The following is a 25,459-nucleotide window of genomic DNA, read 5'->3' on the forward strand; positions in this document are numbered from 1 at the left end:
GATATGGACGAAATCGAAGTTCTTTGCATAGGGGCGGCCATTGTCGACATTCCTTTGCAACCGGTTAGTAAAAATATCTTTGATGTCGATTCGTATCCATTAGAACGAATTGCCATGACCACAGGGGGAGATGCGATTAATGAAGCCACGATTATTTCGCGTCTCGGGCATCGCACTGCGCTAATGAGTCGCGTTGGCGACGATGCGGCAGGATATTTTATTCTCGACCACTGTCGGAAGGAGAATATCGATATTCAGAGCCTGAAGCAGGATGCTGATATTGATACCTCAATTAATGTTGGGCTGGTGACTGATGATGGTGAGCGCACCTTTGTCACTAACCGTAACGGCAGTCTGTGGAAGCTAAATATTAACGATGTCGATTTTGACCGTTTTTCTCAGGTCAGGCTGTTATCACTGGCAAGTATCTTTAACAGCCCGCTGCTGGATGGCAAAGCATTAACGGCTATTTTTACGCAGGCGAAAGCGCATCAACTGGTTATCTGCGCTGACATGATCAAACCGCGGCTGAATGAAACTCTGGACGATATTCGCGAAGCGCTAAGTTTTGTCGATTATCTGTTTCCTAATATTGATGAAGCCAAAAAACTGACCGGGAAAGAGACGCTGGATGATATTGCCGATTGTTTTTTGCAATGTGGCGTAAAAACAGTGGTGATTAAAACTGGCAAGAAAGGCTGCTTTATCAAAAGCGCCGATATAAAAATGGAGGTGCCTGCGGTGGCAGGCATTACCGCCATCGACACTATTGGCGCCGGCGATAATTTTGCATCGGGATTTATCGCCACGCTACTGGAGGGAAAAACGCTGCGTGAATGCGCACGGTTCGCCAATGCGACGGCCGCGATATCGGTACTCAGCGTGGGCGCCACAACGGGCGTGAAAAACAGAATGCTAGTGGAACAACTCCTGAATGAATACGAAGGGTAATAGCGGCAGATGAAAATGATACCTTTAGGTAATACAGATATAGCGCTTTCCCGTATGGGACTCGGCACCTGGGCTATCGGCGGCGGTCCGGCATGGAATGGCAACCTCGATATGCAGGTCTGCATCGATACTATCGTTGAGGCGCACCGTTGCGGTATTAACCTGATTGATACGGCGCCGGGCTATAACTTTGGCAATAGCGAAGTGATTGTCGGCCAGGCGCTGAAAAAATTACCGCGTAACGAGATGGTGGTGGAGACCAAATGCGGGATCGTCTGGGAGCGGGAAGGAAGCCTGTTCAATAAAGTCGGCGATCGCCAGCTCTATAAAAATCTTTCTCCGGACTCTATTCGTAAAGAAGTCGATGCCAGTCTCCAGCGACTAGGGATTGATTATATCGATATCTATATGACCCACTGGCAGTCGGTACCGCCGTTTTTTACGCCGATTGCAGAAACCGTTGGCGTGCTCAATGAGCTGAAAGCAGAGGGGAAAATCCGTTCTATCGGGGCGGCGAATGTAGATGTCAGCCATATCCGCGAATACCTTAAACATGGCGAGCTGGACATCATACAGGCGAAATACAGCATTCTTGACCGGGCGCTGGAAACGGAGCTGCTGCCGCTATGCCGCGAGCACGGCATCGTGGTACAGGTTTATTCGCCACTGGAGCAGGGCTTGTTAACCGGCACCATTACCCGTGACTATGTTCCCGGCGGGGCGCGAGCGAATAAACTCTGGTTCCAGCGTGAGAATATGTTGCGGGTTATTGATATGCTGGAGCAGTGGCAGCCATTGTGCGACAAATACCATTGCGCCGTTCCGACGCTGGCGCTGGCGTGGATATTGCGACAAAGCGAACTGATTTCGATACTGAGCGGCGCCACGTCGCCGGAGCAGGTACGAGAGAATATCGCTGCGCTGTCCATCACCTTAACGGATGACGATGCGTTATTGATGAGACAAATGGCGGAAGCGCTGGACAATCCATAAGCAATACATTACACCTCTTTTTTGGCGAAATGCAGATAAAATCTGTTATTCAAACGGCTTATTTTGAAAGTAAACATAGTCTGTGAGATACTCAACGTTTATCATGACGTCGAAAACAGAGGTGTAATCGTGGCGGCGAAAGACAGGATTCAGGCGATCAAACAAATGGTCGCTAATGATAAAAAAGTAACAGTCTCTAACTTGAGTTCAATTTTTCAGGTAACCGAAGAGACAATTCGACGCGATCTGGAAAAACTCGAAGATGAAGGCTTTTTGACTCGAACTTATGGCGGTGCGGTATTAAATTCGGCGGTGCTGGCTGACAATATCCATTTTTATAAGCGTGCAAAATCGTTCTATGAAGAGAAGCAAATTATAGCCCGTAATACGCTTCCGTTTATTAAAAACAAAACAACGATGGCCGCCGACTCCAGCAGTACGGTAATGGAATTGCTAAAACTCCTGAAAGACCGAAACGATCTTACTTTGTTAACTAATTCAGCGGAAGCTTTCCATGAACTGGCGCAATCGGACATTAATCTTGTTTCTACGGGCGGTGAGTTAAATAAAAATACGCTATCGCTGCAGGGGCGTATCACTAAAGAAATAATCAGCCGTTATCATGTTGATATTATGGTAATGAGTTGTAAAGGGCTGGATATGGCGAGCGGGGCGCTTGATTCTAACGAGGCGGAAGCTGAAATCAAAAAAACGATGATTCGCCAGGCCACAGAGGTGGCGTTATTGGTGGACCACTCAAAATTTGATCGCAAAGCGTTCGTGCGGTTGGTCGATTTTAGTCATATCCATTACCTGATAACGAATAAAACGCCAGGTGATGAATGGATCGCATTTTGCGATAAAAATAATATCCAGCTTGTCTATTAATCGATAGATTATCCTTGACTGGATTGTTTTCGCCTGGACTATGCCAAAAAAAAACGGCAGATGATAGCAAGTGCGGCAAATACCCCTTTGCCGCGAGACAATAATTTATTATTTTGCTGCGTTAGAGGCCATCCAGATGGAAGACAATGATCATATCGGCGCCAGACTAGACCGCTTACCTTTATCCCGGTTTCATTTTCGTATTTTTGGAATAATTAGTTTTGGCCTGCTATTAACGGGGTTTTTGAGTTACTCAGGAAATGTGGTTCTGGCCAAATTGATAAACAATGGCTGGTCGAATAATTATCTTAATGCCGCGTTCACATCGGCACTGATGCTTGGCTATTTTATTGGTTCGCTTACCGGCGGTTTTATTGGGGATTACCTGGGGCGTCGAAAAGCGTTTCGCATTAATTTGTTGCTTGTGGGCATCTCCGCAACGGCTGCCGCATTTGTTCCCAATATGTACTGGCTGATTTTCTTTCGTTGTCTGATGGGGACAGGCATGGGGGCATTGATTATGGTTGGATATGCTTCTTTTACCGAGTTTATCCCTCCCGTTGTACGAGGAAAATGGTCCGCGCGTCTCTCTTTTGTAGGGAACTGGTCACCGATGCTGTCTGCGGGGATTGGCGTAGTGGTCATTGCGTTTTTAAGCTGGCGGATGATGTTTCTTCTTGGCGGGATAGGGATGCTGCTGGCGTGGTCTCTTTCGGGGAAGTACTTTATCGAATCGCCCAGGTGGTTAGCAGGTAAAGGGCGGCAACGCGAGGCTGAACAACAGCTTCTCATGATTGAATCGCAAATAGAAAAAGAAAAAAGTATTATTTTGCCGCCGCATCAGGAAAGCAATAAATCCATGGAATCGCGCTTTGAAAACGGTACATTCTGGATATTATTCAAAGGACAAATGCTGCGGCGCACGTTAGTGGCGATCACTGTATTGATTGCGATGAACATTTCGCTTTATACCATTACGGTATGGATCCCGACAATTTTTGTTAATTCAGGAATTGATGTTACAAAATCCATTTTCATGACCGCCATCATTATGATTGGCGCGCCGGTGGGCATATTTATCGCCGCGCTCATTATTGATCATTTCCCCAGACGGTTATTTGGTTCGCTGTTGCTTATCATTATTGCGGTAGTAGGATATTTTTACTCAATACAGACTGAGGAATGGGCCATTCTGGTTTATGGACTAGTCATGATTTCCTTTCTGTATATGTACGTCTGCTTCGCCTCGGCGGTTTACGTTCCCGAATTATGGCCTACGCACCTTAGATTACGTGGATCGGGTTTTGTGAATGCGGTAGGGCGGATTGTCGCTGTCTTTACCCCCTACGGTGTGGCGGTTTTGCTGACCCGCTATGGATCTGTCACCGTTTTTGTTGTGCTGGGTATGCTGCTGGCGGCGTGCGCGCTGATATTATTTTGTTTTGGCATTGAAACGAGAAGAGTTTCGTTAGAAGCGCTCTCCAGCCTGCGTTGAGCTTTGCCTGGTAGCGACGCTGACGTGATGTATCCGGCCCACAGATCTATGCAATGGTCTCACCGTTGCGTGATGTATTGACCGGATACGATACCTGCTCCGCTACCTGGCGACAGCCTGGCCCTGCGTCTCTTCCCAGTCTGCCAGCGTATACAGCGTCGCGCCTGCCGCCGCCATCTCCATAAACGCGTGTGCGCTATCCTGCGGGTGAATATTCACGCCGCGACAGCCATCGGTGATAACGTTAACGGCATAGCCCAACTCTAGCGCATCCAGCACCGTAAATTTTACGCAGTAATCGGTCGCCAACCCCATCACGATAAGCTCGGTAACGTCATGCTCGCGAAGCCAGGTATCAAGGGTAGTTTTCTGCCGATGTTCGTTGTCAAAAAACGCGCTGTAGCTATCAATCAGCGGGTTTTCACCCTTATAGATGCAGGCGTCAATCGCATGTTGGTTAAGCAGGGGATGTAACGCCGCGCCGTCGGTATGTTGAACGCAGTGATCCGGCCAGAGCGTTTGCGGCAGCCCGTCCAGCTTTCCCTGACTATAGGGTTCCGCCTGATGCTGGCTGGCGAAGCTGCCATGCTGCGCGGGATGCCAGTCCTGGCTGGCCAGCACCGGAATCTGCCGGGGCTGGCACCAGTCAATAAGAGCGTTGGCGATGTCGATGGTGCTGTCGCCTTCCGCTACAGCCAGCGCGCCGCCGGCGCAAAAGTCATTTTGCAAGTCGACCAGTAATAAGGCCCGGTTTGTCATTATCTTCTCCTTGTCGTCGGGATTTTTTAATCATCCGGCGTCAATTCACCACGCAAGTTTTGCGCCATCGCGCTACGAATCGCCTGAGTGTCCAGACCCTGGCTTAACAAATAATGCAGTTTGGTTAAGGTGGCTTCGACGGTCATATCGGCACCGCCAATCACGCCAGCGTGCGCCAGTGCATTACCGGTAGCGTACCCGCCCATATTGACTCGCCCTGACATGCATTGCGTCAGGTTAACCACCACGATGCCGCGCGAACTGGCCTCTTTCAGCTCCTGTAAAAACGCTTTATTTTGCGGCGCGTTGCCTACGCCATAAGAGCGCAGAATCAGCGCTTTTACCGGCTGACGCAGAAAGTTACGTACTACCTCGGCGGAAATCCCCGGATAAATGGTCACTACGCCTATTGGCTGCGGTGTAATAGGGTGAACGATTAATTCACCAGAACCGTAGGGCGCGGGAGGCGTATTTAAACGGCGAATGTGAATTCCTGCTTCCAGCAAGGGCGGCAGATTAGGAGAGGCAAAAGCGTCAAAACCATCCGCATGGGCTTTGGTCGTGCGATTGCCGCGGAACAGACGATTATTAAAAAACAGCGTTACTTCATTAACAGGATAGTTGGCGGCGACATAAAGCGCATTCAGCAAATTAATTTGCCCGTCGGAGCGCAGCTCAGCCAGCGGAATTTGTGACCCTGTCACAATAACCGGTTTACCCAGATTTTCCAGCATGAAAGAGAGCGCCGATGCGGTAAACGCCATCGTGTCGGTGCCGTGCAGAATAACAAAACCGTCATACTCATCGTAGTGCGCTTTGATATCTGCAGCGATATGCTGCCAGTCTTCCGGCGTCATATCTGATGAATCCATCAGCGGGGCATATTCATGGATGGTAAAATCCGGCATCTCCGGGCGGTGGAATTCCGGCATCAGCGCCAGCTGGCGCTGAAGGTGCCCGGACACCGGGATATACCCTTTATCTGAGCGCTGCATACCGATAGTACCGCCGGTATAGGCAACGTAAATTGATTTCTTTTGCATGATAATGTTCAGTCGTGTCGCGAAGGACGTATTAATGATTATCGGATGGCGGCTATGAGCAGACGCCGCCATCCGGTATGGCTATTGATGAAGCATTAGCGAACGTTCGCGCAAGTCAAACAGAACGCATAACGGTTTTGCGGATCGTTAAATGCCGCCAGTTTATCCCCCTCGGCCTTCACCGTGTTGGCGGCGGAAACGAGCGGCGCCGGGAGCATCGCCTGAATGGCCTCCGGCAGCATGGCGCGTACTGATCCGGTCATACTGTCCATGACCATATCAAGGACCGTCGGTTCGTCCTGATAGTAATCAAGATGCCACTGTTTCAGTTTCGCCAGCTCCGCCGCTTTGGCGACGGCGTCGTCAAAGTCGCCGAGACTGTCCACCAGACCATTGGCTTTCGCGTCTTCTCCGGTCCAGACATGGCCCTGTGCGATTTTATCAATCTGCTCCGGCGTACGCTTACGCGCGTCTGCCACCAGCGTGATAAAGCGTTTGTAGCCGTACTCAATACTGAGTTGCATCATCTGCTGCACTTCCGGTGACAGCGCTTTGGTCATCGAAATATCCGCCAGCGGCGAGGTGGAAACGCCGTCGCTGTGTACGCCAATCGACGACAGGCTGTTTTCTACCGTATTGATGACGCCGAAGATGCCAATTGAACCCGTCAGCGTGCTGGGGCTGGCCACGATATAGTTTGCCGGCGTAGAGATCCAGTAACCGCCGGAGGCCGCCATGCCGCCCATTGAGACCACCACCGGTTTGCCGGCCGCTCTTGCCGCCGCCAGTTCGGCGCGGATAACTTCGGAGGCGTTGACGCTCCCGCCTGGGCTATTGACGCGCAGCACAATCGCTTTCACTTTAGGATCAAGACGTGCGTCGCGGATCTGCGATGCCGTAGTGTCGCCGCCGACATTCCCTGGCGTTTCTTCGCCATCCATAATCGCGCCATTGGCGAAAATAACCGCAATAGTACCGCCGGTATCCGCAGGCGTTTTCAGCGAATAATCGTAATAACTGATCGCGCGATAGTTATTTTCGGTTTTACTCCAGCCAAACTGCTTCGTCAGCGCTTTTTCAACATCTGCGCTGGAGGCGAGGGCGTCCACCAGTTTATGGTCGAGCGCATATTTGGCGGTGTCACCGCCCACGCTGGTTAACCCGTCGATAATAGCCTGGGCGCCGGGGAAGAGTTGTTGCGGCGAAATCTGGCGATTGGCGGAAACGGTATGCAGGTAGTTCTGCCACAGTTCGCCTATCCAGCGGTTGTCGGCCTCGCGGGCGGCGGGCGACATATCGTCGCGGATAAACGGCTCGACGGCGGATTTATAGGTGCCGACCCGGAAAACGTGGGTAGAGACTTTCAGCTTATCCAGCAGCGTTTTGTAGTACAGGCCATTCGTAGCGAAGCCGTGAAGATCTACCTGACCCTGTGGGGAAAGCCAAATTTTATTGGCGAAACTGGCGAGGTAATACTGACCCTGGCTGTAGTTTTCACCCACGGCAAAAATCGGTTTGCCGCTGTCGCGGAATTCGCGCAGCGCTTTACCGATATAGCGCATTGACGGCTGATCGGCGCCGGTGAAGTTTTTCAGATCCAGAACGATACCAGTGATGTTACGGTCATCTTTCGCCTGACGAATAGCGTTGACGATGTCAAACAGGGAGTTTTCCTGCAGACGGTCGGAGCTGGCGCCAAATAACTGGCGACCCAGCGCGCCCAGACGGTGATTGGTGGACGGTTTATCCACAATGACGCCGGAAATATCCAGCAGCAGAGCGCCGCGCGCGGTTTGCTCACTGTTGCTGCCGTTACCGATCTGCATCCAGATCCCAACGCCCACCAGAACCAGAAAAATAAAGAACAGGTTGAGTACCATTTCACGGACGAAGTTCAACACTCGCCACGTCCATTTAAAAAATCCGGCAATAAATCGCCACAGGGTTCGCATGTATTCTCCCTATCTGAGTAACAACGCTTATACCTTGGTGAGGATAAAGCATTAAGATGTGGCTATCGTAATGACCCATCAGGCAGTTGTCAGCAGGAATCACTGCCTGCGCTGTAACAAAATCCGCTCTCGTGTTAATTTTGTGAATAAATATCATTGCTGGAGTTAATCAAATGGATGCACTAGAACTGCTGGTCAACCGTCGTAGCGCCTCTCGTCTCGCAGAACCGGCGCCTGTCGGAGAGCAATTACAGAACATTCTGCGGGCGGGAATGCGTGTTCCCGATCATAAATCTCTACAGCCATGGCGTTTTTTTGTGATTGAAGGAGAGGGGCGCGACCGCTTCAGCGCCGTGCTTGAACGAGGCGCTGCCGCTGCCGGGGGCGATGAGAAAGCGAACGAAAAAGCGCGTAATGCGCCGTTTCGCGCGCCGCTGATCATTACCGTGGTGGCGAAATGCGAAGAAAACCATAAGGTTCCGGTGTGGGAACAGGAGATGTCTGCCGGATGCGCGGTGATGGCGATGCAAATGGCGGCGATTGCGCAAGGGTTTAATGGTATCTGGCGTAGCGGCGCATTAACGGAGAGCGCTATCGTGCGGGAAGCCTTTGAGTGTCGCCCGCAGGATAAAATTGTTGGTTTTCTCTATCTCGGCACGCCGCAGCTCAAAGCGTCAACGACGATCAGTACCCCCGACCCCACGCCGTTTGTGCGTTATTTCTGACGCTGAGGGATAAAACTGTCTGGATTCTGAGCAAAGGCGCGGTAATTCAGACAGTGATACTTACCACATCAGGGAATGAGCGCTACCATAGCGCGAATGCAATGACAGGAGATGTCCATGAGCGAGCAAGCCATTCGTTTAACGCAATACAGCCACGGCGCTGGTTGCGGTTGTAAAATTTCCCCTAAAGTGCTGGAGACTATCCTGCATAGCGAGCAGGCGAAGTTCGTCGACCCGAACCTGCTGGTGGGTAATGAAACCCGCGATGATGCGGCGGTTTACGATCTGGGTAATGGCACCAGTATTATCAGCACCACCGACTTCTTTATGCCGATAGTCGACAACCCGTTCGATTTTGGCCGCATTGCGGCAACAAACGCCATCAGCGATATTTTTGCGATGGGCGGCAAACCGATTATGGCGATCGCGATCCTTGGCTGGCCGATTAATACCCTGTCGCCCGATATTGCGCGTGAAGTGACCGAGGGGGGGCGCTTTGCCTGCCGTCAGGCCGGTATCGCGCTGGCGGGCGGACACTCGATTGACGCCCCGGAGCCGATCTTTGGTCTCGCGGTCACAGGCGTAGTGCCGACCGAACGGGTGAAGAAAAACAGTACCGCGCAGGCGGGATGCAAGCTCTTTCTGACCAAACCGTTGGGGATTGGCGTGTTGACCACCGCCGAGAAAAAATCGCTGCTTAAACCTGAACATCAGGGGCTGGCGACGGAAGTCATGTGTCGGATGAACATTGCTGGCGCGGCGTTTGCCAATATCGACGGCGTAAAAGCTATGACTGACGTTACCGGTTTTGGCCTGCTGGGGCACCTGAGCGAGATGTGCCAGGGCGCAGGTGTGCAGGCGCTGCTTTGCTATCAGGACATCCCTAAACTGCCGGGTGTGGAAGAGTATATTGCTCTGGGCGCCGTACCGGGCGGCACAGAGCGCAACTTCGCCAGCTATGGTCATTTGATGGGCGACATGTCGCGTGAAGTTCGTAGCCTGCTGTGCGATCCGCAAACGTCAGGCGGTCTGTTGTTGGCGGTAACGCCGGACGCCGAAGACGATGTTAAAGCCACCGCGGCGGAATTTGGTATCGATCTGACCGCGATTGGCGAACTGGTCGAGGCCCGCGGCGGTCGCGCTATGGTTGAGATTCGTTAACCTGATGCGGTTGTTTATTGCCGAAAAACCGAGTCTGGGGCGCGCCATTGCGGATGTGCTGCCAAAACCGCACCGTAAAGGCGATGGTTTTATTGAGTGCGGAAACGGGCAGGTCGTCACCTGGTGTATTGGTCATTTGCTGGAACAGGCGCAGCCGGATGCGTATGACAGCCGTTATGCGCGCTGGAATCTGGCTGACCTGCCTATCGTGCCGGAAAAATGGCAGCTTCAGCCTCGTCCTTCCGTCACCAAACAGCTCAATGTGATTAAGCGCTTTTTGCATCAAGCCGGTGAAATTATTCACGCCGGCGACCCGGATCGCGAAGGGCAGCTTCTGGTTGATGAAGTGCTGGATTATCTCCAGCTTCCTGCCGAAAAGCGCCAGCAGGTGCGGCGTTGTCTGATAAACGACCTTAACCCGCAGGCGGTCGAGCGTGCTATCGACAGGCTGCGGGCGAACAGCGACTTCGTGCCGCTGTGCGTCTCCGCGCTGGCGCGAGCGCGAGCGGACTGGCTGTATGGCATTAATATGACCCGCGCTTACACGATCCTGGGCCGGAATGCCGGCTATCAGGGCGTGTTATCCGTGGGACGCGTGCAGACGCCGGTACTGGGGCTGGTGGTGCGGCGAGACGAAGAGATTGAGAACTTCGTCGCCAAAGACTTCTTTGAAGTAAAGGCGCACATCGTTACGCCTGCCGACGAGCGTTTTACCGCTATCTGGCAGCCGAGCGAGGCGTGCGAACCTTATCAGGATGAAGAGGGGCGCTTGCTGCATCGTCCGCTGGCGGAGCATGTAGTGAACCGAATCAACGGTCAGCCCGCGCTGGTAACCAGTTATAATGATAAACGGGAATCAGAATCCGCGCCGCTGCCGTTTTCGCTCTCGACGCTACAGATTGAAGCCGCTAAACGTTTTGGCCTGAGCGCGCAAAACGTGCTTGATATTTGTCAGAAGCTATATGAAACCCACAAACTGATTACCTATCCGCGTTCCGACTGCCGTTATCTGCCGGAAGAACACTTTGCCGGACGGCAGGCGGTCATGAACGCGATTAGCGTCCACGCCCCGGATTTACTGCCGCAGCCTGTGGTTAATCCTGATACGCGCAATCGCTGCTGGGATGACAAAAAAGTGGATGCGCACCACGCGATTATCCCGACGGCGCGCAGTTCTTCTGTCCATCTGACGGAAAACGAAGCGAAAGTGTACACCCTGATTGCGCGTCAGTATCTGATGCAGTTCTGCCCGGACGCGGTGTTTCGTAAATGCGTTATTGAACTGGAAATCGCCAAAGGAAAATTTGTCGCCAAAGCGCGTTTTCTGGCGGAGGCCGGTTGGCGGACGTTACTGGGCAGTAAAGAGCGCGACGAGGAAAACGACGGTACGCCGCTGCCGGTTGTCGCCAAAGGTGATGAGTTGCTGTGTGAAAAGGGGGAAGTGGTCGAGCGCCAAACCCAGCCGCCGCGTCATTTCACCGATGCGACATTGCTTTCCGCGATGACCGGAATTGCCCGCTTCGTGCAGGATAAAGATCTGAAAAAGATCCTGCGCGCGACCGATGGGCTGGGGACGGAAGCCACGCGCGCCGGGATTATCGAACTGCTGTTCAAACGTAGCTTCCTGACCAAAAAAGGGCGCTACATTCATTCTACCGATGCTGGCAAAGCGTTAATACATTCGCTGCCGGAAATGGCGGCCCGTCCAGATATGACCGCGCACTGGGAATCTGTTTTGACGCAAATCAGCGAAAAGCAGTGCCGTTATCAGGATTTTATGCAACCGCTGGTCGGCACGTTATATCAGCTGATCGATCAGGCTAAGCGCACGCCGGTGAAGCGCTTCAGAGGGATAGTCGCGCCAGGCGGTGGAGAAAAGAAAAAGAGCGCGCCGCGTAAGCGAGCGGGCAAAAAAAGCCCGCCTGCTGAGGAGACAGGCCGTCAGACCGAATAAGCGTAAAGCCATCTGGCCTGACGACGGGATTAAATGACGCCCTGCGCCAGCATGGCGTCGGCGACTTTCACGAAACCGGCGATGTTGGCGCCCTGAACGTAGTTGGTATGCTTATTATCGCCGCCGTACTCGACACAGGCGTGGTGGATATCCAGCATAATGTGATGCAGACGGGCATCCACTTTCTCGGCTTTCCAGCTCAACCGCGCGGCGTTCTGCGCCATTTCCAGCCCTGATGTCGCCACGCCGCCCGCGTTGGCGGCTTTACCCGGCGCAAACAGTACGCCCGCTTCAAGGAAGAGATCGGTCGCTTCAATCGTGGTTGGCATATTTGCCCCTTCCGCCACGGCTTTTACGCCATTGGCAATCAGTACGCGCGCGGCGTCAACGTCCAGTTCGTTCTGCGTCGCGCATGGCAGGGCGATATCCACCGGTACGCTCCAGGGCTGCTGGCCTTCCAGATAGGTTAAGCCAAACTCACGGGCGTAGTCAGCGACGCGACCGTCACGGCTGGCTTTAATTTCACACAGACGCGCCAGCTTCTCTGGCGTGAAGCCACTTTCATCGACCACTGTCCCGCTCGAATCCGACGCGGTAACCACGCGCGCGCCAAAGGCCATCGCTTTCTCAATGGCGTATTGCGCTACGTTGCCGGAGCCGGACACGGCGACGCGCATCCCTTCGAAACCAAGACCATGACGTTTAAGCATCGCTTCGGTGAAGTAGACCAGGCCATAACCCGTCGCCTCCGGGCGAATCAGACTGCCGCCGAAGGAAAGCCCTTTGCCGGTGAAGACGCAGGCGCTGTTATTGGAAAGCTTGCGCATCATCCCCGCCATAAAGCCCACTTCGCGCCCGCCCACGCCGATATCCCCGGCAGGCACATCGGTATCCGGCCCTAAATGGCGATACAGTTCAGTCATCAGCGCCTGGCAGAAACGCATCACTTCGCCTTCGCTTTTCCCTTTCGGATCGAAATCGCTGCCGCCTTTACCGCCGCCCATCGGCAACGTGGTGAGGGCATTTTTAAAGGTTTGCTCAAAGCCGAGGAACTTAAGGATGGAAAGGTTTACCGAAGGATGAAAGCGCATACCGCCTTTATAGGGGCCGATAGCAGAGTTGAACTGCACGCGCCAGGCGCGATTTACCTGCACCTGGTTTTTGTCGTCCAGCCACACTACGCGAAACTGAATTACGCGCTCTGGTTCAACCAAACGTTCCAGTAAAGACATGTGGCGGTAACGGGGGTTTTGTTCAAGAAACGGCCACAGGGTGGTCATGACTTCACGGACGGCTTGCGCGAACTCGGTTTGATGCGGGTCGCGCTTTTGTACATGGTTGAGGAACGATTCCAGAGAACATGTCTGATCCATAGATATAAAAACCTCTTATATATTAATGTGGTTGTATTTGCGTTTTATCAGAATATGTATTTGCAGTTTTCGACTATACCATCAGCAATGTGACGGTAAGCAAGAAAAAAATGACGCTGCTAAGTAAATTCATAACGGGGCGAGGGTCATAACTAAAAGCGATGACAAAAGAGGATTAAAGTTTTCACGGCGGCTTACCGTTATACTGAGAATATACTTAGAAAAATAAGGAAATCCTATGCGCCGAAGCCTCGTGGTCGCCGTGATGGCGATAATGCCAATGGTCGGGCTGGCAAACCAGAACAGTCGTCCTGATATTCAGGTGAATGTCCCGCCGGAAGTTTTCAGCACGCGCGGTCAGTCATCCCAGCCCTGCATTCAGTGCTGCGTTTACCAGGATCAGAATTACTCCGAAGGCGCGGTAATCAAAGTGGAAGGCGTCTTGCTCCAGTGCCAGCGTGACGAAAAAACCATCAGCACGAATCCGTTAGTCTGGCGTCGCGTAAAGCCATAAACGCCTGCAATAGCGGAATATCCGCCGGGGCGAGGGGGTACTCCAGCGCCTCTTCCGGCGTACACCAGGCTAATGCCTGATGTTCCAGCGCACGTATCAGACCGTTAAACGCAGGCACATGCCAGGCGTGCAAATGAATCCGTCGGCCAGACACGTCGCGTTGATGGCTGGCGATATAGATGCCGGGCGTGGCGTCAATCCCTAACTCTTCGCGTAGCTCGCGGATAAGCGCCTGCGGCTGGGTTTCGCCGGGCTCGACTTTACCGCCGGCAAACTCCCATAAACCGGCTTGATCCGCATGATCTGGGCGCTGGGCCAGCAGAATTTTGCCGTCGCGTTCAATGATGGCGGCAACAACATCGAGTTTTTTTATCATTGTCGTTAAGGTCGTTATTCCTGCCGGGAAGCGTCGCGCTATCCCGGACTTACGGTTAATCAGAAAGCGAAATCAAACACGAAACGTCGCCCAGACCGGCGCATGGTCGGAGGGTTTTTCCATACTGCGAATGTCGTAGTCTATACCGGTTTCTGCGCAACGTTCCGCCAGCGGAGCGCTTGCCAGCAAGAGGTCGATACGCAGCCCGCGATTATCCACGAAACCTTTTGAGCGGTAATCAAACCACGAAAATTTATCCATCGTTTGCGGATTCGCCTGACGGAACGTGTCCACTAATCCCCACTTCAGTAACCGCGACATCCATTCACGCTCCTCCGGCAGGAAGGAGCATTTACCGGTACGCAGCCAGCGTTTGCGGTTCTCTTCGCCGATGCCAATATCCAGATCGGTCGGGCTGATATTCATGTCGCCCATAATTAATACCGGATTATCGCACTTGAGTTCCGTTTCAAGATAGTTTTGCAAGTTCTGATAAAACTGCGCTTTCGCGGGGAACTTCAACGGATGATCCCGGCTTTCCCCCTGTGGGAAATAGCCGTTAATGACGGTGATATTCCCCAGCGGCGAGGGGATTTCCGCCATGATAATGCGGCGTTGCGCCTCTTCGCCATCATCCGGGAAACCGCGTCTGACGGAAATGGGCGTGGCTTTTGTTAGCAGCGCGACGCCGTAATGGCCTTTTTGTCCATGATAGAAAACGTTATAGCCCAGCTTCGCGACCTCTTCGAGCGGGAACATTTCGTCGTGGACTTTTGTCTCCTGTAGACCGATCACATCGGGCTGGTGTTTTTCGACAATCGCTTCAAGCTGATGGGGACGGGCGCGCAGGCCGTTGATATTAAAAGAGACAAATTTCATAGTCACTGCCACTTTGCAAGGTGAATCGTGTTGGGATGGTAACAGAAATTTTACCGGGTGACTGCCACTCATCGTCAGATTCGGCCAATGGAAGCGTATGATGTTTTCTATAGCGCGAAAATGGCACGGTTTGCGTGCAGATGCGCCAGAACGGGGCGGTAATTTCCAGTAAATTTCGTATAAGATCACAATTCCAGAATTATATTTGGCAACTGAATAATATTTCGCTTTTTCCTCTTTTTAGCCACCGATTATGCGGAAATATTCACTTTTCATGCAGTAAAAGTGAATATCGCTACGCTGTAACCCATTGATTTACCGTTTATCACTTCTGTTTATGCAATGTTAACGCTGGCTGGCACGAATGCTGCAATCTACATTTACAGCGCAAACACTCATATTAATTAACATATAAATAACTTTATTTTTACCAAAAGAGGTCGCTATGTCTCTGTCAGTTACGCGTGAAAACTTTGATGAATGGATGGTGCCGGTATATGTTCCCGCGCCTTTTATTCCTGTACGTGGAGAAGGCTCACGCCTGTGGGATCAGCAGGGGAAAGAGTACATTGATTTTGCTGGCGGGATCGCGGTCAACGCATTGGGACATGCGCATCCGGCGCTGCGCGAGGCGTTAAATGAACAGGCGAATCGCTTCTGGCATACCGGGAACGGTTACACCAATGAACCGGCGCTGCGACTGGCGAAAAAACTGATCGACGCTACCTTCGCCGAACGCGTTTTCTTTTGTAATTCAGGCGCTGAAGCAAATGAAGCAGCATTAAAACTGGCGCGCAAATATGCCCACGATCGTGCCGGCAATCATAAAAGCGGCATTGTGGCCTTTAAAAACGCGTTCCATGGTCGCACGCTCTTTACCGTCAGCGCTGGCGGTCAACCCACCTATTCACAGGACTTTGCGCCGCTGCCGCCGGATATTCGTCATGCAGCCTATAACGATCTGAATTCCGCCAGTGCGCTAATTGATGACAATACCTGCGCCGTGATCGTAGAGCCTGTGCAGGGCGAGGGCGGCGTGATCCCCGCCACGAAAGCTTTTTTGCAGGGGCTGCGTGAATTGTGCGACCGGCATCAGGCGTTACTGATTTTTGATGAGGTGCAGACGGGCGTCGGACGTACCGGCGAACTGTATGCATATATGCATTATGGCGTTACGCCCGATATCCTGACGACCGCTAAAGCGTTGGGCGGCGGCTTCCCGATCGGCGCGATGCTGACCACGCAAGACTATGCCAGCGTCATGACGCCAGGCACGCATGGCACCACCTACGGCGGTAATCCGCTGGCGACGGCAGTTGCCGGAAAAGTACTGGATATCATCAATACGCCGGAGATGCAAAACGGCGTCAGACAGCGCCACGATGCGTTTATTGAACGTCTAAATACCCTTAATGTGCGTTTTGGCATGTTCAGTGAAATTCGCGGGCTGGGGCTACTGCTTGGCTGTGTGCTACAGACGGAGTTTGCCGGAAAAGCCAAACTCATCGCCCAAGAAGCGGCAAAAGCAGGCGTGATGGTGCTCATTGCCGGTGGCGACGTGGTGCGTTTTGCGCCAGCGTTAAATGTGAGCGACGAGGAGATAGTCACCGGGCTTGATCGTTTTGCCCTGGCGTGCGAACGCCTTCAGACGGGAGGCGCATCATGCGGGTGATTCGTCCTGTCGAACATGCGGATATCGCCGCGCTGATGCAGCTTGCAGGCAAAACGGGCGGCGGCTTAACCTCGCTACCGGCAAATGAAGCGACGCTGGCGGCCCGCATTGAACGCGCGCTAAAAACCTGGTCCGACGAGCTGCCAAAAGGCGAACAAGGGTATGTATTCGTTCTCGAGGACAGTGAAACGGGTGAGGTCGGCGGGATCTGCGCCATTGAGGTCGCGGTCGGTCTTAACGACCCCTGGTATAACTATCGTGTCGGTACGCTGGTTCATGCCTCCAAAGAGCTGAATGTATATAACGCGTTGCCAACATTATTCCTGAGTAATGATCATACCGGCAGCAGTGAGCTTTGCACGCTGTTTCTCGATCCCGAATGGCGTAAAGAGGGTAACGGCTACCTGTTGTCAAAATCGCGCTTTATGTTTATGGCCGCGTTTCGCGATAAATTCAATGAGAAAGTGGTGGCGGAAATGCGCGGCGTCATTGACGAGCACGGTTATTCTCCCTTCTGGCAAAGTCTCGGCAAACGCTTTTTTTCTATGGATTTCAGCCGGGCGGATTTTTTATGCGGTACCGGGCAAAAAGCGTTTATCGCCGAGCTGATGCCCAAACATCCTATTTATACCCACTTCTTATCTGAAGAGGCACAGGCCGTAATTGGCGAAGTCCACCCGCAAACGGCGCCAGCCCGCGCGGTGCTGGAAAAGGAAGGCTTTCGCTATCGCCACTATATCGACATCTTCGACGGCGGGCCGACGCTGGAGTGTGATATTGACCGCGTGCGGGCCATTCGTAAAAGCCGACTGGTGGAAGTCGCGGAAGGGCAACCCGCGCCTGGCGACTATCCGGCATGTCTGGTCGCCAATGAAAACTATCACCACTTTCGGGCCGCGCTGGTGCGTGCCGATCCGCAGACTTCACGACTTGTACTTACCGCCGCGCAGTTGGATGCGCTGAAATGTCGCGCGGGCGACCACGTTCGGCTGGTACGCCTTTGCGCTGAGGAGAAAACCGTATGACGCTATGGATAAACGGCGACTGGATAACCGGTCAGGGCGAACGCCGCCGCAAAACGAACCCGGTGAGCGCGGAGATACTTTGGCAGGGGAATGACGCTAATGCGGCACAGGTCGCCGAGGCCTGTCAGGCGGCGCGCGCGGCGTTTCCTCGTTGGGCCAGAGAGCCTTTTGCGGCACGACAGGCTATCGTAGAGAAATTTGCCGCCCTGCTGGAGGCGCATAAAGCCGAGCTCACGGAGGTCATCGCGCGTGAAACCGGTAAACCGCGCTGGGAGGCGGCAACCGAAGTGACGGCGATGATCAATAAGATTGCCATCTCGATTAAGGCTTACCATGCCAGAACAGGCGAACAAAAAAGCGAACTTGTCGATGGCGCCGCGACGTTGCGCCATCGTCCTCACGGTGTGCTGGCGGTATTCGGCCCTTATAACTTTCCCGGCCATTTACCGAATGGCCATATTGTGCCCGCGTTGCTGGCAGGCAATACGCTGATTTTCAAACCTAGCGAGCTAACGCCATGGACCGGGGAAACGGTAATAAAACTCTGGGAACAGGCGGGGCTACCGGCAGGCGTTCTTAATCTGGTGCAGGGCGGCCGGGAGACCGGACAAGCGCTGAGTTCGCTCGACGATCTCGACGGACTGCTGTTTACCGGCAGCGCCAGTACCGGATATCAGCTTCATCGCCAGCTATCCGGCCAGCCGGAAAAAATCCTGGCTCTTGAAATGGGCGGAAACAACCCGCTCATTATTGAGGATGTGGCAAATATAGATGCGGCGGTACATCTGACGCTGCAATCGGCGTTTATTACCGCCGGACAGCGCTGTACCTGCGCGCGACGCCTTCTGGTAAAACAGGGTGCGCAGGGAGATGCATTTCTGGCGCGGCTGGTTGACGTCGCCGGACGTCTGCAGCCCGGCAGATGGGACGATGATCCGCAGCCGTTTATCGGCGGACTGATTTCAGCGCAGGCGGCACAGCATGTGATGGAGGCCTGGCGTCAACGAGAGGCATTAGGCGGTCGCACGCTACTGGCGCCGCGGAAGGTCAAAGAGGGAACCTCTCTGCTGACGCCTGGCATCATTGAGCTGACGGGCGTCGCGGATGTGCCGGATGAAGAGGTGTTTGGTCCGCTGCTGAGCGTCTGGCGTTATGCGCATTTCGATGAGGCGATTCGTCTGGCGAATAATACCCGTTTTGGTCTGTCGTGTGGGCTGGTGTCGACGGATCGCGCGCAGTTCGAACAGCTCTTGCTGGAGGCGCGGGCAGGGATCGTTAACTGGAATAAACCGCTCACCGGGGCAGCGAGTACTGCGCCGTTTGGTGGTATCGGCGCGTCTGGCAACCATCGGCCCAGCGCCTGGTATGCCGCCGATTATTGCGCCTGGCCGATGGCCAGTCTGGAATCTCCCGAACTGACGTTGCCTGCGACATTAAGCCCCGGCCTCGACTTTTCTCGCAGGGAGGCGGTATGACGGCGCATGAAGTTAATTTTGACGGTCTGGTGGGGCTTACGCACCATTATGCCGGGCTATCCTTCGGCAATGAGGCATCGACCCGCCACCGTTTTCAGGTGTCGAATCCTCGTCTGGCGGTAAAGCAGGGGCTGCTAAAGATGAAGGCTTTGGCGGATGCCGGCTTTCCCCAGGCGGTGATCCCGCCGCATGAGCGGCCTTTTATTCCGGCGTTGCGTCAGCTCGGCTTCACGGGTAGCGATGAGCAGATTCTGGATAAGGTTGCGCGTCAGGCGCCACGCTGGCTTTCCAGTGTGAGTTCCGCGTCGCCAATGTGGGTTGCGAATGCGGCGACGGTTTGCCCATCGGCAGACGCGCTGGACGGGAAAGTTCACCTGACGGTGGCGAATTTAAACAATAAATTTCATCGCGCTCTTGAGGCGCCTGTTACCGAAGCGCTGCTACGCGCCATATTTCGCGATGAAAGTCAGTTTTCAGTGCATAGCGCGTTACCGCAGGTCGCATTATTGGGAGATGAAGGCGCGGCGAATCATAACCGTCTTGGCGGCGAGTATGGTTCGGCAGGCGTGCAGCTTTTTGTCTATGGGCGCGAAGAGGAGAATGAAATACGACCCGCTCGTTATCCGGCGCGCCAGAGCCGCGAAGCCAGCGAGGCCGTGGCGCGTCTTAATCAGGTGAATCCGCAACAGGTTATCTTCGCTCAGCAGAACCCGGAGGTCATCGATCAAGGCGTATTCCATAATGATGTCATCGCCGTTTCGAATCGACAGGTATTGTTTTGTCACGAAGCGGCGTTTGCCCGGCAGAAAGTGCTCATTAATCAGTTGCGTACGCGCGTTGACGGTTTTATGGCGATAGAGGTGCCCGCCGGCGAGGTTTCTGTATCAGATGCTGTGGCGACCTACCTGTTTAATAGTCAGTTGCTAAGCCGTGACGACGGCTCAATGCTGTTAGTGTTGCCGCGGGAATGTCAGGACCATGTCGGCGTCTGGCGCTATCTGAATAAGCTGGTGGCGGAGGATAACCCCATCAGCGCGATGCAGGTATTTGATTTGCGAGAAAGTATGGCCAACGGCGGCGGCCCGGCCTGTCTGCGATTACGCGTGGTGTTAACAGAAGAAGAACGACGGGCGGTGAATCCAGCGGTAATGATGAATGACGCTCTGTTTACGGCCCTTAACGCGTGGGCGGATCGTTATTATCGCGATCGCCTGACCGCCGCCGATCTGGCCGATCCGTTATTATTGCGAGAAGGCCGGGAGGCGCTGGATATGTTAACGCGTCTGCTGGATTTGGGGTCGGTTTATCCTTTCCAGCAAACGGGGGCGGCTGATGGATAACTTTCTGGCGTTGACGCTAAGCGGCACGACACCACGGGTGACGCAGGGGAAGAGCGCGGGTTTTCGCTGGCGCTGGTTAGGCCATGGTCTGCTTGAACTCACGCCCGATGCGCCGGTCGACCGCGCGTTAATTCTTTCTGCGGGGATACACGGCAATGAAACCGCGCCGGTCGAGATGCTGGATAGGCTGCTGTCGGCGCTGTTTTCAGGCAGCTTGACGTTAACGTGGCGAGTGCTGGTGGTACTCGGCAATCCGCAGGCGCTGGCGGCGGGAATACGCTATTGTCACAGCGATATGAACCGTATGTTTGGCGGGCGTTGGCAGTCCTTTGCCGAAAGCGATGAAACGCGGCGGGCGCGTGAGCTGGAGCTCAGTCTGGAGACCTTATTTTCATCTGGCCAGGCGCGGGTACGCTGGCATCTGGATCTGCATACCGCCATTCGTGGCTCGCATCATTTGCGTTTTGGCGTATTGCCGCAGCGCGACCGCCCGTGGGAGACAGATTTTCTGGCGTGGCTGGGCGCGGCAGGACTGGAGGCGTTGGTATTTCATCAGGCGCCCGGCGGTACGTTTACGCACTTTAGCTCTGAACATTTCGGCGCGCTTTCCTGTACGCTGGAGTTGGGAAAGGCGTTGCCGTTTGGGCAAAACGATCTGACGCAGTTCAGTGTAACCTCGCAGGCGTTGTCGGCGCTGCTGAGCGGTGTCGAAACGTCAACCTCGTTTTCGCCGCCGCTACGCTATCGGGTGGTGTCGCAAATCACGCGTCACAGCGACAAGTTCGCGCTTTATATGGATGCGCAAACGCTGAATTTTACTGCCTTTGCGAAGGGAACGTTGCTGGCCGAGGAGGGGGATAAGCGTGTGACGGTGACGCATGACGTTGAATATGTTCTCTTTCCTAATCCCTCTGTCGCCTGCGGATTGCGGGCTGGATTAATGCTGGAAAGACTTCCCTGATAAACGTCCCTGTAAGCTCACGTTAGGATTACAGGGATGATTTGGGACACAGTTTCATGCTATTACGGATTATTCCTGGAGAATTGCTTTATTAATAAGCGTTGCTGCGTTATAGTTCTGCATAATTTCTGCTATATCATGCTGTTGTATATTTCTCTTTCAACTCTGCGCAATTTATTCTTTTTTTCTTCACAATTGGCGAAAAAGTGTTTTTTATACTTTCATTGTTTTACCGTTGTTCTGACTAATTGACGCTAAGACGGTTAAAGTTAATCACGACAACACGGCGCTGTTTTAAATATGCCGTAAAAATAACTGAAAGGAAGGATGGAAATATGCGTAAACTGACTGCTCTATTTGTTGCCTCTACCCTGGCGATGGGTGCTGCGAATCTGGCTCATGCCGCTGAGACTACCACCGCCGCGCCAGCGGATGCGAAGCCAATGATGCAGCATAAAGGTAAATTTGGCCCACATCACGATATGATGTTTAAAAACCTGAACCTGACGGACGCACAGAAGCAACAAATTCGCGACATTATGAAAGCGCAGCGCGAGCAAATGAAACGTCCGCCGCTGGAAGAGCGTCGCGCCATGCATGATATTATCGCCAGCGATACCTTCGATAAAGCCAAAGCCGAAGCGCAAATTACGAAAATGGAAGCGCAGCGCAAGGCCAATATGCTGGCGCATATGGAAACCCAGAATAAAATTTATAACGTTCTGACGCCGGAGCAGAAAAAGCAATATAACGCTAATTTTGAGAAGCGTCTGACAGAACGCCCGGCGCAAGAAGGTAAAATGCCTGCTGCGGCAGAATAACTTTCCGCATAATTTAAGACCGCCGGTCTTGTCGACAACACAATCGTTGAGGTGGACAGGATCGGCGGTTTTCTTTATGACTGGCGACAGTCGGTGTGCAGTTCAATGATCTCATATTGACCTGACATTAGTGGCTTACAGAGAATTTTATAGCCATCCTGATCAAAGCCCGCAGGGGTGCGCACCAGGGTGGCGGCCTCATCCAGCGAGGGGACCGCCCCCAACCATAACCAGTTGTTGATAATGTGGAACTGGGTCATTTGTGGGCGGCTCTCTTTTAACGCGATAGCGCCTTTCCAGGGCCAGCAAACCACACGTAACCGTTCCAGCGAGGCCTGCAGACGAAGAAAATGCGCCTGCGGGGTTTCTTGCCCACAGCACGCGCCAGCGCAGCGCTTCAGAGCGAAACGAAAACAGGCGCGCCCACGGCTTACCGGTTCAAGCCCCAGCAGGCCATAACACAATTTTTGTTCGTCGGCGAGGTTCTGTAAGCTTTGCAGCGCCGCCCGACGGTTGGCGAAGAGGCCAAACAGGTTTGGCTCATGGGAAAAATCGACGCTGCGGGCGGAAACGACCTCAATCTTTTGTTCGCTCAACTGTAGCGAGCAAAGCTGGCGATTACGACGTAACCGCTTGTTAAACAGCGGCTGTTGTTCTTTGATCAGCCGTGCCTCCAGCAGCAACGCGCCCATTTCCCCAGCGGTGCAGATCCAGCTTATCCGCCGCGCCTGTCGCAGCATAGCGGCCTCGTCAGGCGTTCGCAGATGTGAAAGCACCCGGCTGCGAATATTCACGCTTTTACCGATATAAAGCGGCAGCGTATCGCTTTCGCTATGAAATACATAGACGCCCGGTAAGGCTGGCAATTCGCTGAGGAAAGGACGTAAATGTTCTGGATATTCGTAAATGGCCGCCGCTTCAAACTCAAGGCGGGGGGCTGATTGACGCCGTACCACAGTGATCTCCGTTAACTGGTTATTCATCCAGTATAACAGCGGGTGGGTGATTAAAAAAGAGGCTGGGAAGAGAGGAGGCCGGATAGACGAGCGATATCCGGCACAACAGTAGAAGTACGATTACTTTTTCCAAAAGTCGTCGAATACCGTAATCGGCAAACGGCGCTTATGTTCAGTTTTTACATACCAGCCTTCGATAGTTTTAGCGATGGCGGAGTCCAGCGTTTTGCCTTCCAGGTAATCGTCAATATTGTCATACGTTACGCCCAGCGCGGCTTCATCAGGCAGTGAAGGGCGGTCGTCTTCCAAATCGGCGGTGGGGACTTTTTTATACAGATGCTCAGGACAGCCCAGTGCTGCGAGAAGCTGTTTGCCCTGGCGTTTGTTAAGGCGATGAAGCGGGTTAATATCGGTGCCGCCATCGCCATATTTGGTGAAGAACCCGGTTATCGCTTCCGCCGCATGGTCGGTGCCCACCACGACGCCGTGAGTCATACCAGCGATGCTATATTGCGCTTTCATTCGCTCACGCGCTTTTTCATTGCCGCGAACAAAATCGCTCAGCTCAATTCCCGCTTCGCGCAGCGCCTGCTCGCTGGCGAGGACGGCGCCTTTAATATTGACGGTGAGTACTCTGTCCGGCTGAATAAAAGCAATGGCGTCCTGGCAATCCTGTTCATCGGCCTGCACGCCATAAGGCAGACGAACGGCGATAAACTGCAGCGCATTATCACCGGTCTCTTCCCGCAATTCGGCGATAGCCATCTGGCTGAGTTTCCCGGCCAGCGTCGAATCCTGCCCGCCGCTGATGCCTAACACCAGCGATTTCAAAAAGGGATAGGTTTTCAGGTACGCTTTAAGAAAATCCACGCTGCGGCGAATTTCTTCTTCAGGGTTGATATGCGGTTTCGCGCCAAGCGCCTGGATTATCTCTTGCTGCAGAGTCATTTAACCCCCTTCGACATTAAAAAAATGAATCTTTACCCTGTTAAAGCTAACCCTTCGCCGCTGAAACGACAAGGTTTGGCGGGCTAAGCGGTGTTTAAAACAACATGTCGCTGCGTTAGAGAATTTTCCGAAAGACTTTTTGTGGCGGGTCGCGGCTTGAAAAATATTCTGATGTATTCCAGGCTTACATAACACGCTGATAAACAAGAGGACGGAAAATGAACAAGAACGTAGCAGGAATTTTAAGCGCAGCGGCGGTAATGACTATGCTGGCAGGCTGTACGGCGTATGATCGTACAAAAGACCAATTTGTTGAGCCTGTCGTTAAAGATGTTAAAAAAGGAATGAGCAGGGCACAGGTTGCGCAGATTGCGGGCAAACCGTCATCTGAAGTGAGCATGATTCATGCGCGCGGTACCTGTCAGACCTACATCCTGGGTCAACGTGATGGTAAAGCGGAAACCTACTTTGTTGCGCTGGATGATACCGGGCACGTGATTAACTCCGGCTACCAGACCTGTGCGGAGTACGACACTGACCCACAGGCGCCGAAGCAGTAACAACTGTACATTGCCTGAACATTCAAGGAAACCGGCCTGCGAGCCGGTTTTTTTGTGCCTGCAATAACCTTATTTATTATCGCGAATTATTTGCCCGAAATGTGAGGGGGGTCATAACGCCAGGTCAATGAGAGACAATTTAGTGGGTCAAGGAAATACCATCCGGCGGTCCGATCCCGTATACTCATTTCAGCCACCTAAAAAAGTAAATCCGGTTACGCAAGTCGCCCAGAGTATGGATGCAGGTTGAGGCTTGCGGCGTATCTGGTTGACAGATAATCGCACATGAGGAAGGTTTTTATGGAAAAGAAACACATTTATCTGTTTTGTTCTGCGGGCATGTCAACATCGTTACTGGTATCAAAAATGCGCGCTCAGGCTGAAAAATATGAAGTGCCGGTGATTATTGAAGCATTCCCTGAAACCCTGGCCGGTGAAAAAGGCCCGGCAGCGGACGTCGTGTTATTAGGCCCGCAAATTGCTTATATGCTCCCCGAAATTCAGCGTTTATTACCCGGTAAACCGGTAGAAGTCATTGATTCAATGTTGTACGGCAAGGTAGATGGTTTAGGCGTGCTTAAAGCTGCGGTAGCGGCAATTAAAAAAGCCGCCGCGAATTAATTATTTTTTAATTTTTC

At 53.1% G+C, this 25,459-nt stretch carries 24 protein-coding genes; 16 read left to right on the top strand and 8 right to left on the bottom strand.

Annotated elements, in window-relative coordinates; translation table 11 throughout:
* Nucleotides 1–3 precede the first annotated feature (3 nt).
* The 4 genes from J4645_RS04765 (at nucleotide 4) to J4645_RS04780 (ending at nucleotide 4,327) form a co-directional block, all read left to right on the top strand.
* On the top strand, nucleotides 4–951 hold the full coding sequence (locus tag J4645_RS04765) for a sugar kinase (RefSeq protein ID WP_023214492.1): 948 nt from the start codon (nucleotides 4–6) through the stop codon (nucleotides 949–951).
* Nucleotides 952–960: 9 nt separating this feature from the next.
* Nucleotides 961–1,944 (top strand): aldo/keto reductase, encoded by a 984-nt coding sequence (locus J4645_RS04770; protein ID WP_000782142.1) that lies wholly within the window; start codon nucleotides 961–963, stop codon nucleotides 1,942–1,944.
* 129 nt (nucleotides 1,945–2,073) lie between these two features.
* Nucleotides 2,074–2,832, top strand: a complete 759-nt coding sequence (locus J4645_RS04775) for a DeoR/GlpR family DNA-binding transcription regulator (RefSeq protein ID WP_000719104.1) — start codon at nucleotides 2,074–2,076, stop codon at nucleotides 2,830–2,832.
* Nucleotides 2,833–2,968: 136 nt separating this feature from the next.
* Nucleotides 2,969–4,327, top strand: coding sequence for an MFS transporter (locus J4645_RS04780; RefSeq protein ID WP_023214491.1), 1,359 nt, complete (start codon nucleotides 2,969–2,971; stop codon nucleotides 4,325–4,327).
* A 102-nt stretch (nucleotides 4,328–4,429) separates the two neighbouring features.
* Here the strand turns inward: J4645_RS04780 and pncA are convergent, their stop codons facing one another.
* From pncA to sppA, 3 genes are all read right to left on the bottom strand, one after another.
* Nucleotides 4,430–5,086: a bifunctional nicotinamidase/pyrazinamidase gene (gene pncA / locus J4645_RS04785; protein ID WP_000184707.1), complete on the bottom strand. Its 657-nt coding sequence runs from the start codon at nucleotides 5,084–5,086 to the stop codon at nucleotides 4,430–4,432.
* Nucleotides 5,087–5,112: 26 nt separating this feature from the next.
* Nucleotides 5,113–6,129, bottom strand: a complete 1,017-nt coding sequence (ansA, locus tag J4645_RS04790) for an asparaginase (RefSeq protein ID WP_001170136.1) — start codon at nucleotides 6,127–6,129, stop codon at nucleotides 5,113–5,115.
* Nucleotides 6,130–6,224: 95 nt separating this feature from the next.
* On the bottom strand, nucleotides 6,225–8,081 hold the full coding sequence (sppA, locus tag J4645_RS04795) for a signal peptide peptidase SppA (RefSeq protein WP_001259864.1): 1,857 nt from the start codon (nucleotides 8,079–8,081) through the stop codon (nucleotides 6,225–6,227).
* Nucleotides 8,082–8,254: 173 nt separating this feature from the next.
* Between sppA and J4645_RS04800 the strand changes: the two genes are divergently transcribed.
* From J4645_RS04800 to topB, 3 genes are all read left to right on the top strand, one after another.
* Complete coding sequence (locus J4645_RS04800; protein WP_001629640.1) at nucleotides 8,255–8,806, top strand: NAD(P)H nitroreductase; 552 nt, start codon at nucleotides 8,255–8,257, stop codon at nucleotides 8,804–8,806.
* A 117-nt stretch (nucleotides 8,807–8,923) separates the two neighbouring features.
* On the top strand, nucleotides 8,924–9,967 hold the full coding sequence (selD, locus tag J4645_RS04805) for a selenide, water dikinase SelD (RefSeq protein ID WP_001294888.1): 1,044 nt from the start codon (nucleotides 8,924–8,926) through the stop codon (nucleotides 9,965–9,967).
* Nucleotides 9,968–9,971: 4 nt separating this feature from the next.
* Nucleotides 9,972–11,921, top strand: a complete 1,950-nt coding sequence (gene topB, locus J4645_RS04810; RefSeq protein WP_001235863.1) for a DNA topoisomerase III — start codon at nucleotides 9,972–9,974, stop codon at nucleotides 11,919–11,921.
* Between the two features lie 29 nt (nucleotides 11,922–11,950).
* Here topB and gdhA read toward each other — a convergent pair whose 3' ends face one another.
* The gene (gdhA, locus tag J4645_RS04815; protein WP_000372865.1) at nucleotides 11,951–13,294 is read right to left on the bottom strand and encodes an NADP-specific glutamate dehydrogenase; all 1,344 of its coding nucleotides are present in this window, start codon (nucleotides 13,292–13,294) and stop codon (nucleotides 11,951–11,953) included.
* A 238-nt stretch (nucleotides 13,295–13,532) separates the two neighbouring features.
* On the opposite strand from gdhA, the gene J4645_RS04820 reads away from it, so the two are divergent.
* Nucleotides 13,533–13,808: a YnjH family protein gene (locus J4645_RS04820; protein WP_001254682.1), complete on the top strand. Its 276-nt coding sequence runs from the start codon at nucleotides 13,533–13,535 to the stop codon at nucleotides 13,806–13,808.
* Here the strand turns inward: J4645_RS04820 and J4645_RS04825 are convergent.
* Nucleotides 13,768–14,184 (bottom strand): pyrimidine (deoxy)nucleoside triphosphate diphosphatase, encoded by a 417-nt coding sequence (locus J4645_RS04825; RefSeq protein WP_000592140.1) that lies wholly within the window; start codon nucleotides 14,182–14,184, stop codon nucleotides 13,768–13,770. The two genes, J4645_RS04820 and J4645_RS04825, sit on opposite strands and share 41 nt — an antisense overlap.
* A 72-nt stretch (nucleotides 14,185–14,256) precedes the next feature.
* Entirely contained in the window at nucleotides 14,257–15,063 is an 807-nt protein-coding gene (gene xthA / locus J4645_RS04830; RefSeq protein WP_000673954.1) for an exodeoxyribonuclease III, read from the bottom strand.
* A 445-nt stretch (nucleotides 15,064–15,508) separates the two neighbouring features.
* On the opposite strand from xthA, the gene J4645_RS04835 reads away from it, so the two are divergent.
* The 6 genes from J4645_RS04835 to spy all read left to right on the top strand — a co-directional run bounded on the left by J4645_RS04835 (nucleotide 15,509) and on the right by spy (nucleotide 22,357).
* Nucleotides 15,509–16,735: an aspartate aminotransferase family protein gene (locus J4645_RS04835; protein ID WP_023214489.1), complete on the top strand. Its 1,227-nt coding sequence runs from the start codon at nucleotides 15,509–15,511 to the stop codon at nucleotides 16,733–16,735.
* Entirely contained in the window at nucleotides 16,726–17,760 is a 1,035-nt protein-coding gene (gene astA / locus J4645_RS04840; protein ID WP_001263885.1) for an arginine N-succinyltransferase, read from the top strand. Before J4645_RS04835 ends, astA begins: the two co-directional genes overlap by 10 nt.
* Nucleotides 17,757–19,235 (top strand): succinylglutamate-semialdehyde dehydrogenase, encoded by a 1,479-nt coding sequence (astD, locus tag J4645_RS04845; protein WP_023376841.1) that lies wholly within the window; start codon nucleotides 17,757–17,759, stop codon nucleotides 19,233–19,235. The genes astA and astD overlap by 4 nt, the downstream gene beginning before the upstream one ends.
* A complete protein-coding gene (gene astB, locus J4645_RS04850) occupies nucleotides 19,232–20,575 on the top strand; it encodes an N-succinylarginine dihydrolase (RefSeq protein WP_023214488.1) in 1,344 nt (447 codons plus the stop codon). Before astD ends, astB begins: the two co-directional genes overlap by 4 nt.
* Nucleotides 20,568–21,536: a succinylglutamate desuccinylase gene (astE, locus tag J4645_RS04855; protein WP_000368466.1), complete on the top strand. Its 969-nt coding sequence runs from the start codon at nucleotides 20,568–20,570 to the stop codon at nucleotides 21,534–21,536. Before astB ends, astE begins: the two co-directional genes overlap by 8 nt.
* Before the next feature lie 335 nt (nucleotides 21,537–21,871).
* On the top strand, nucleotides 21,872–22,357 hold the full coding sequence (gene spy / locus J4645_RS04860) for an ATP-independent periplasmic protein-refolding chaperone Spy (protein ID WP_001229001.1): 486 nt from the start codon (nucleotides 21,872–21,874) through the stop codon (nucleotides 22,355–22,357).
* A 74-nt stretch (nucleotides 22,358–22,431) separates the two neighbouring features.
* On the opposite strand, the gene cho is transcribed toward spy, so the two are convergent.
* Both cho and nadE read right to left on the bottom strand, forming a co-directional pair.
* Nucleotides 22,432–23,313 carry an excinuclease Cho gene (cho, locus tag J4645_RS04865; protein ID WP_001643892.1) on the bottom strand — a complete coding sequence of 294 codons (882 nt, stop codon included), beginning with the start codon at nucleotides 23,311–23,313 and terminating at the stop codon, nucleotides 22,432–22,434.
* Nucleotides 23,314–23,433: 120 nt separating this feature from the next.
* Entirely contained in the window at nucleotides 23,434–24,261 is an 828-nt protein-coding gene (nadE, locus tag J4645_RS04870) for an ammonia-dependent NAD(+) synthetase (protein ID WP_000174982.1), read from the bottom strand.
* A 218-nt stretch (nucleotides 24,262–24,479) separates the two neighbouring features.
* Here nadE and osmE point away from each other — a divergent pair, with 218 nt between their 5' ends.
* Together osmE and chbB are read left to right on the top strand one after the other, a co-directional pair.
* Entirely contained in the window at nucleotides 24,480–24,821 is a 342-nt protein-coding gene (gene osmE / locus J4645_RS04875; protein WP_001039301.1) for an osmotically-inducible lipoprotein OsmE, read from the top strand.
* Between the two features lie 300 nt (nucleotides 24,822–25,121).
* Entirely contained in the window at nucleotides 25,122–25,442 is a 321-nt protein-coding gene (chbB, locus tag J4645_RS04880) for a PTS N,N'-diacetylchitobiose transporter subunit IIB (RefSeq protein ID WP_000412161.1), read from the top strand.
* Nucleotides 25,443–25,459: the final 17 nt, after the last annotated feature.

This window comes from Salmonella sp. 32082101201600294FB01SM01 (assembly GCF_017572865.1).
In the GTDB taxonomy this organism is placed as follows: domain Bacteria; phylum Pseudomonadota; class Gammaproteobacteria; order Enterobacterales; family Enterobacteriaceae; genus Salmonella; species Salmonella enterica.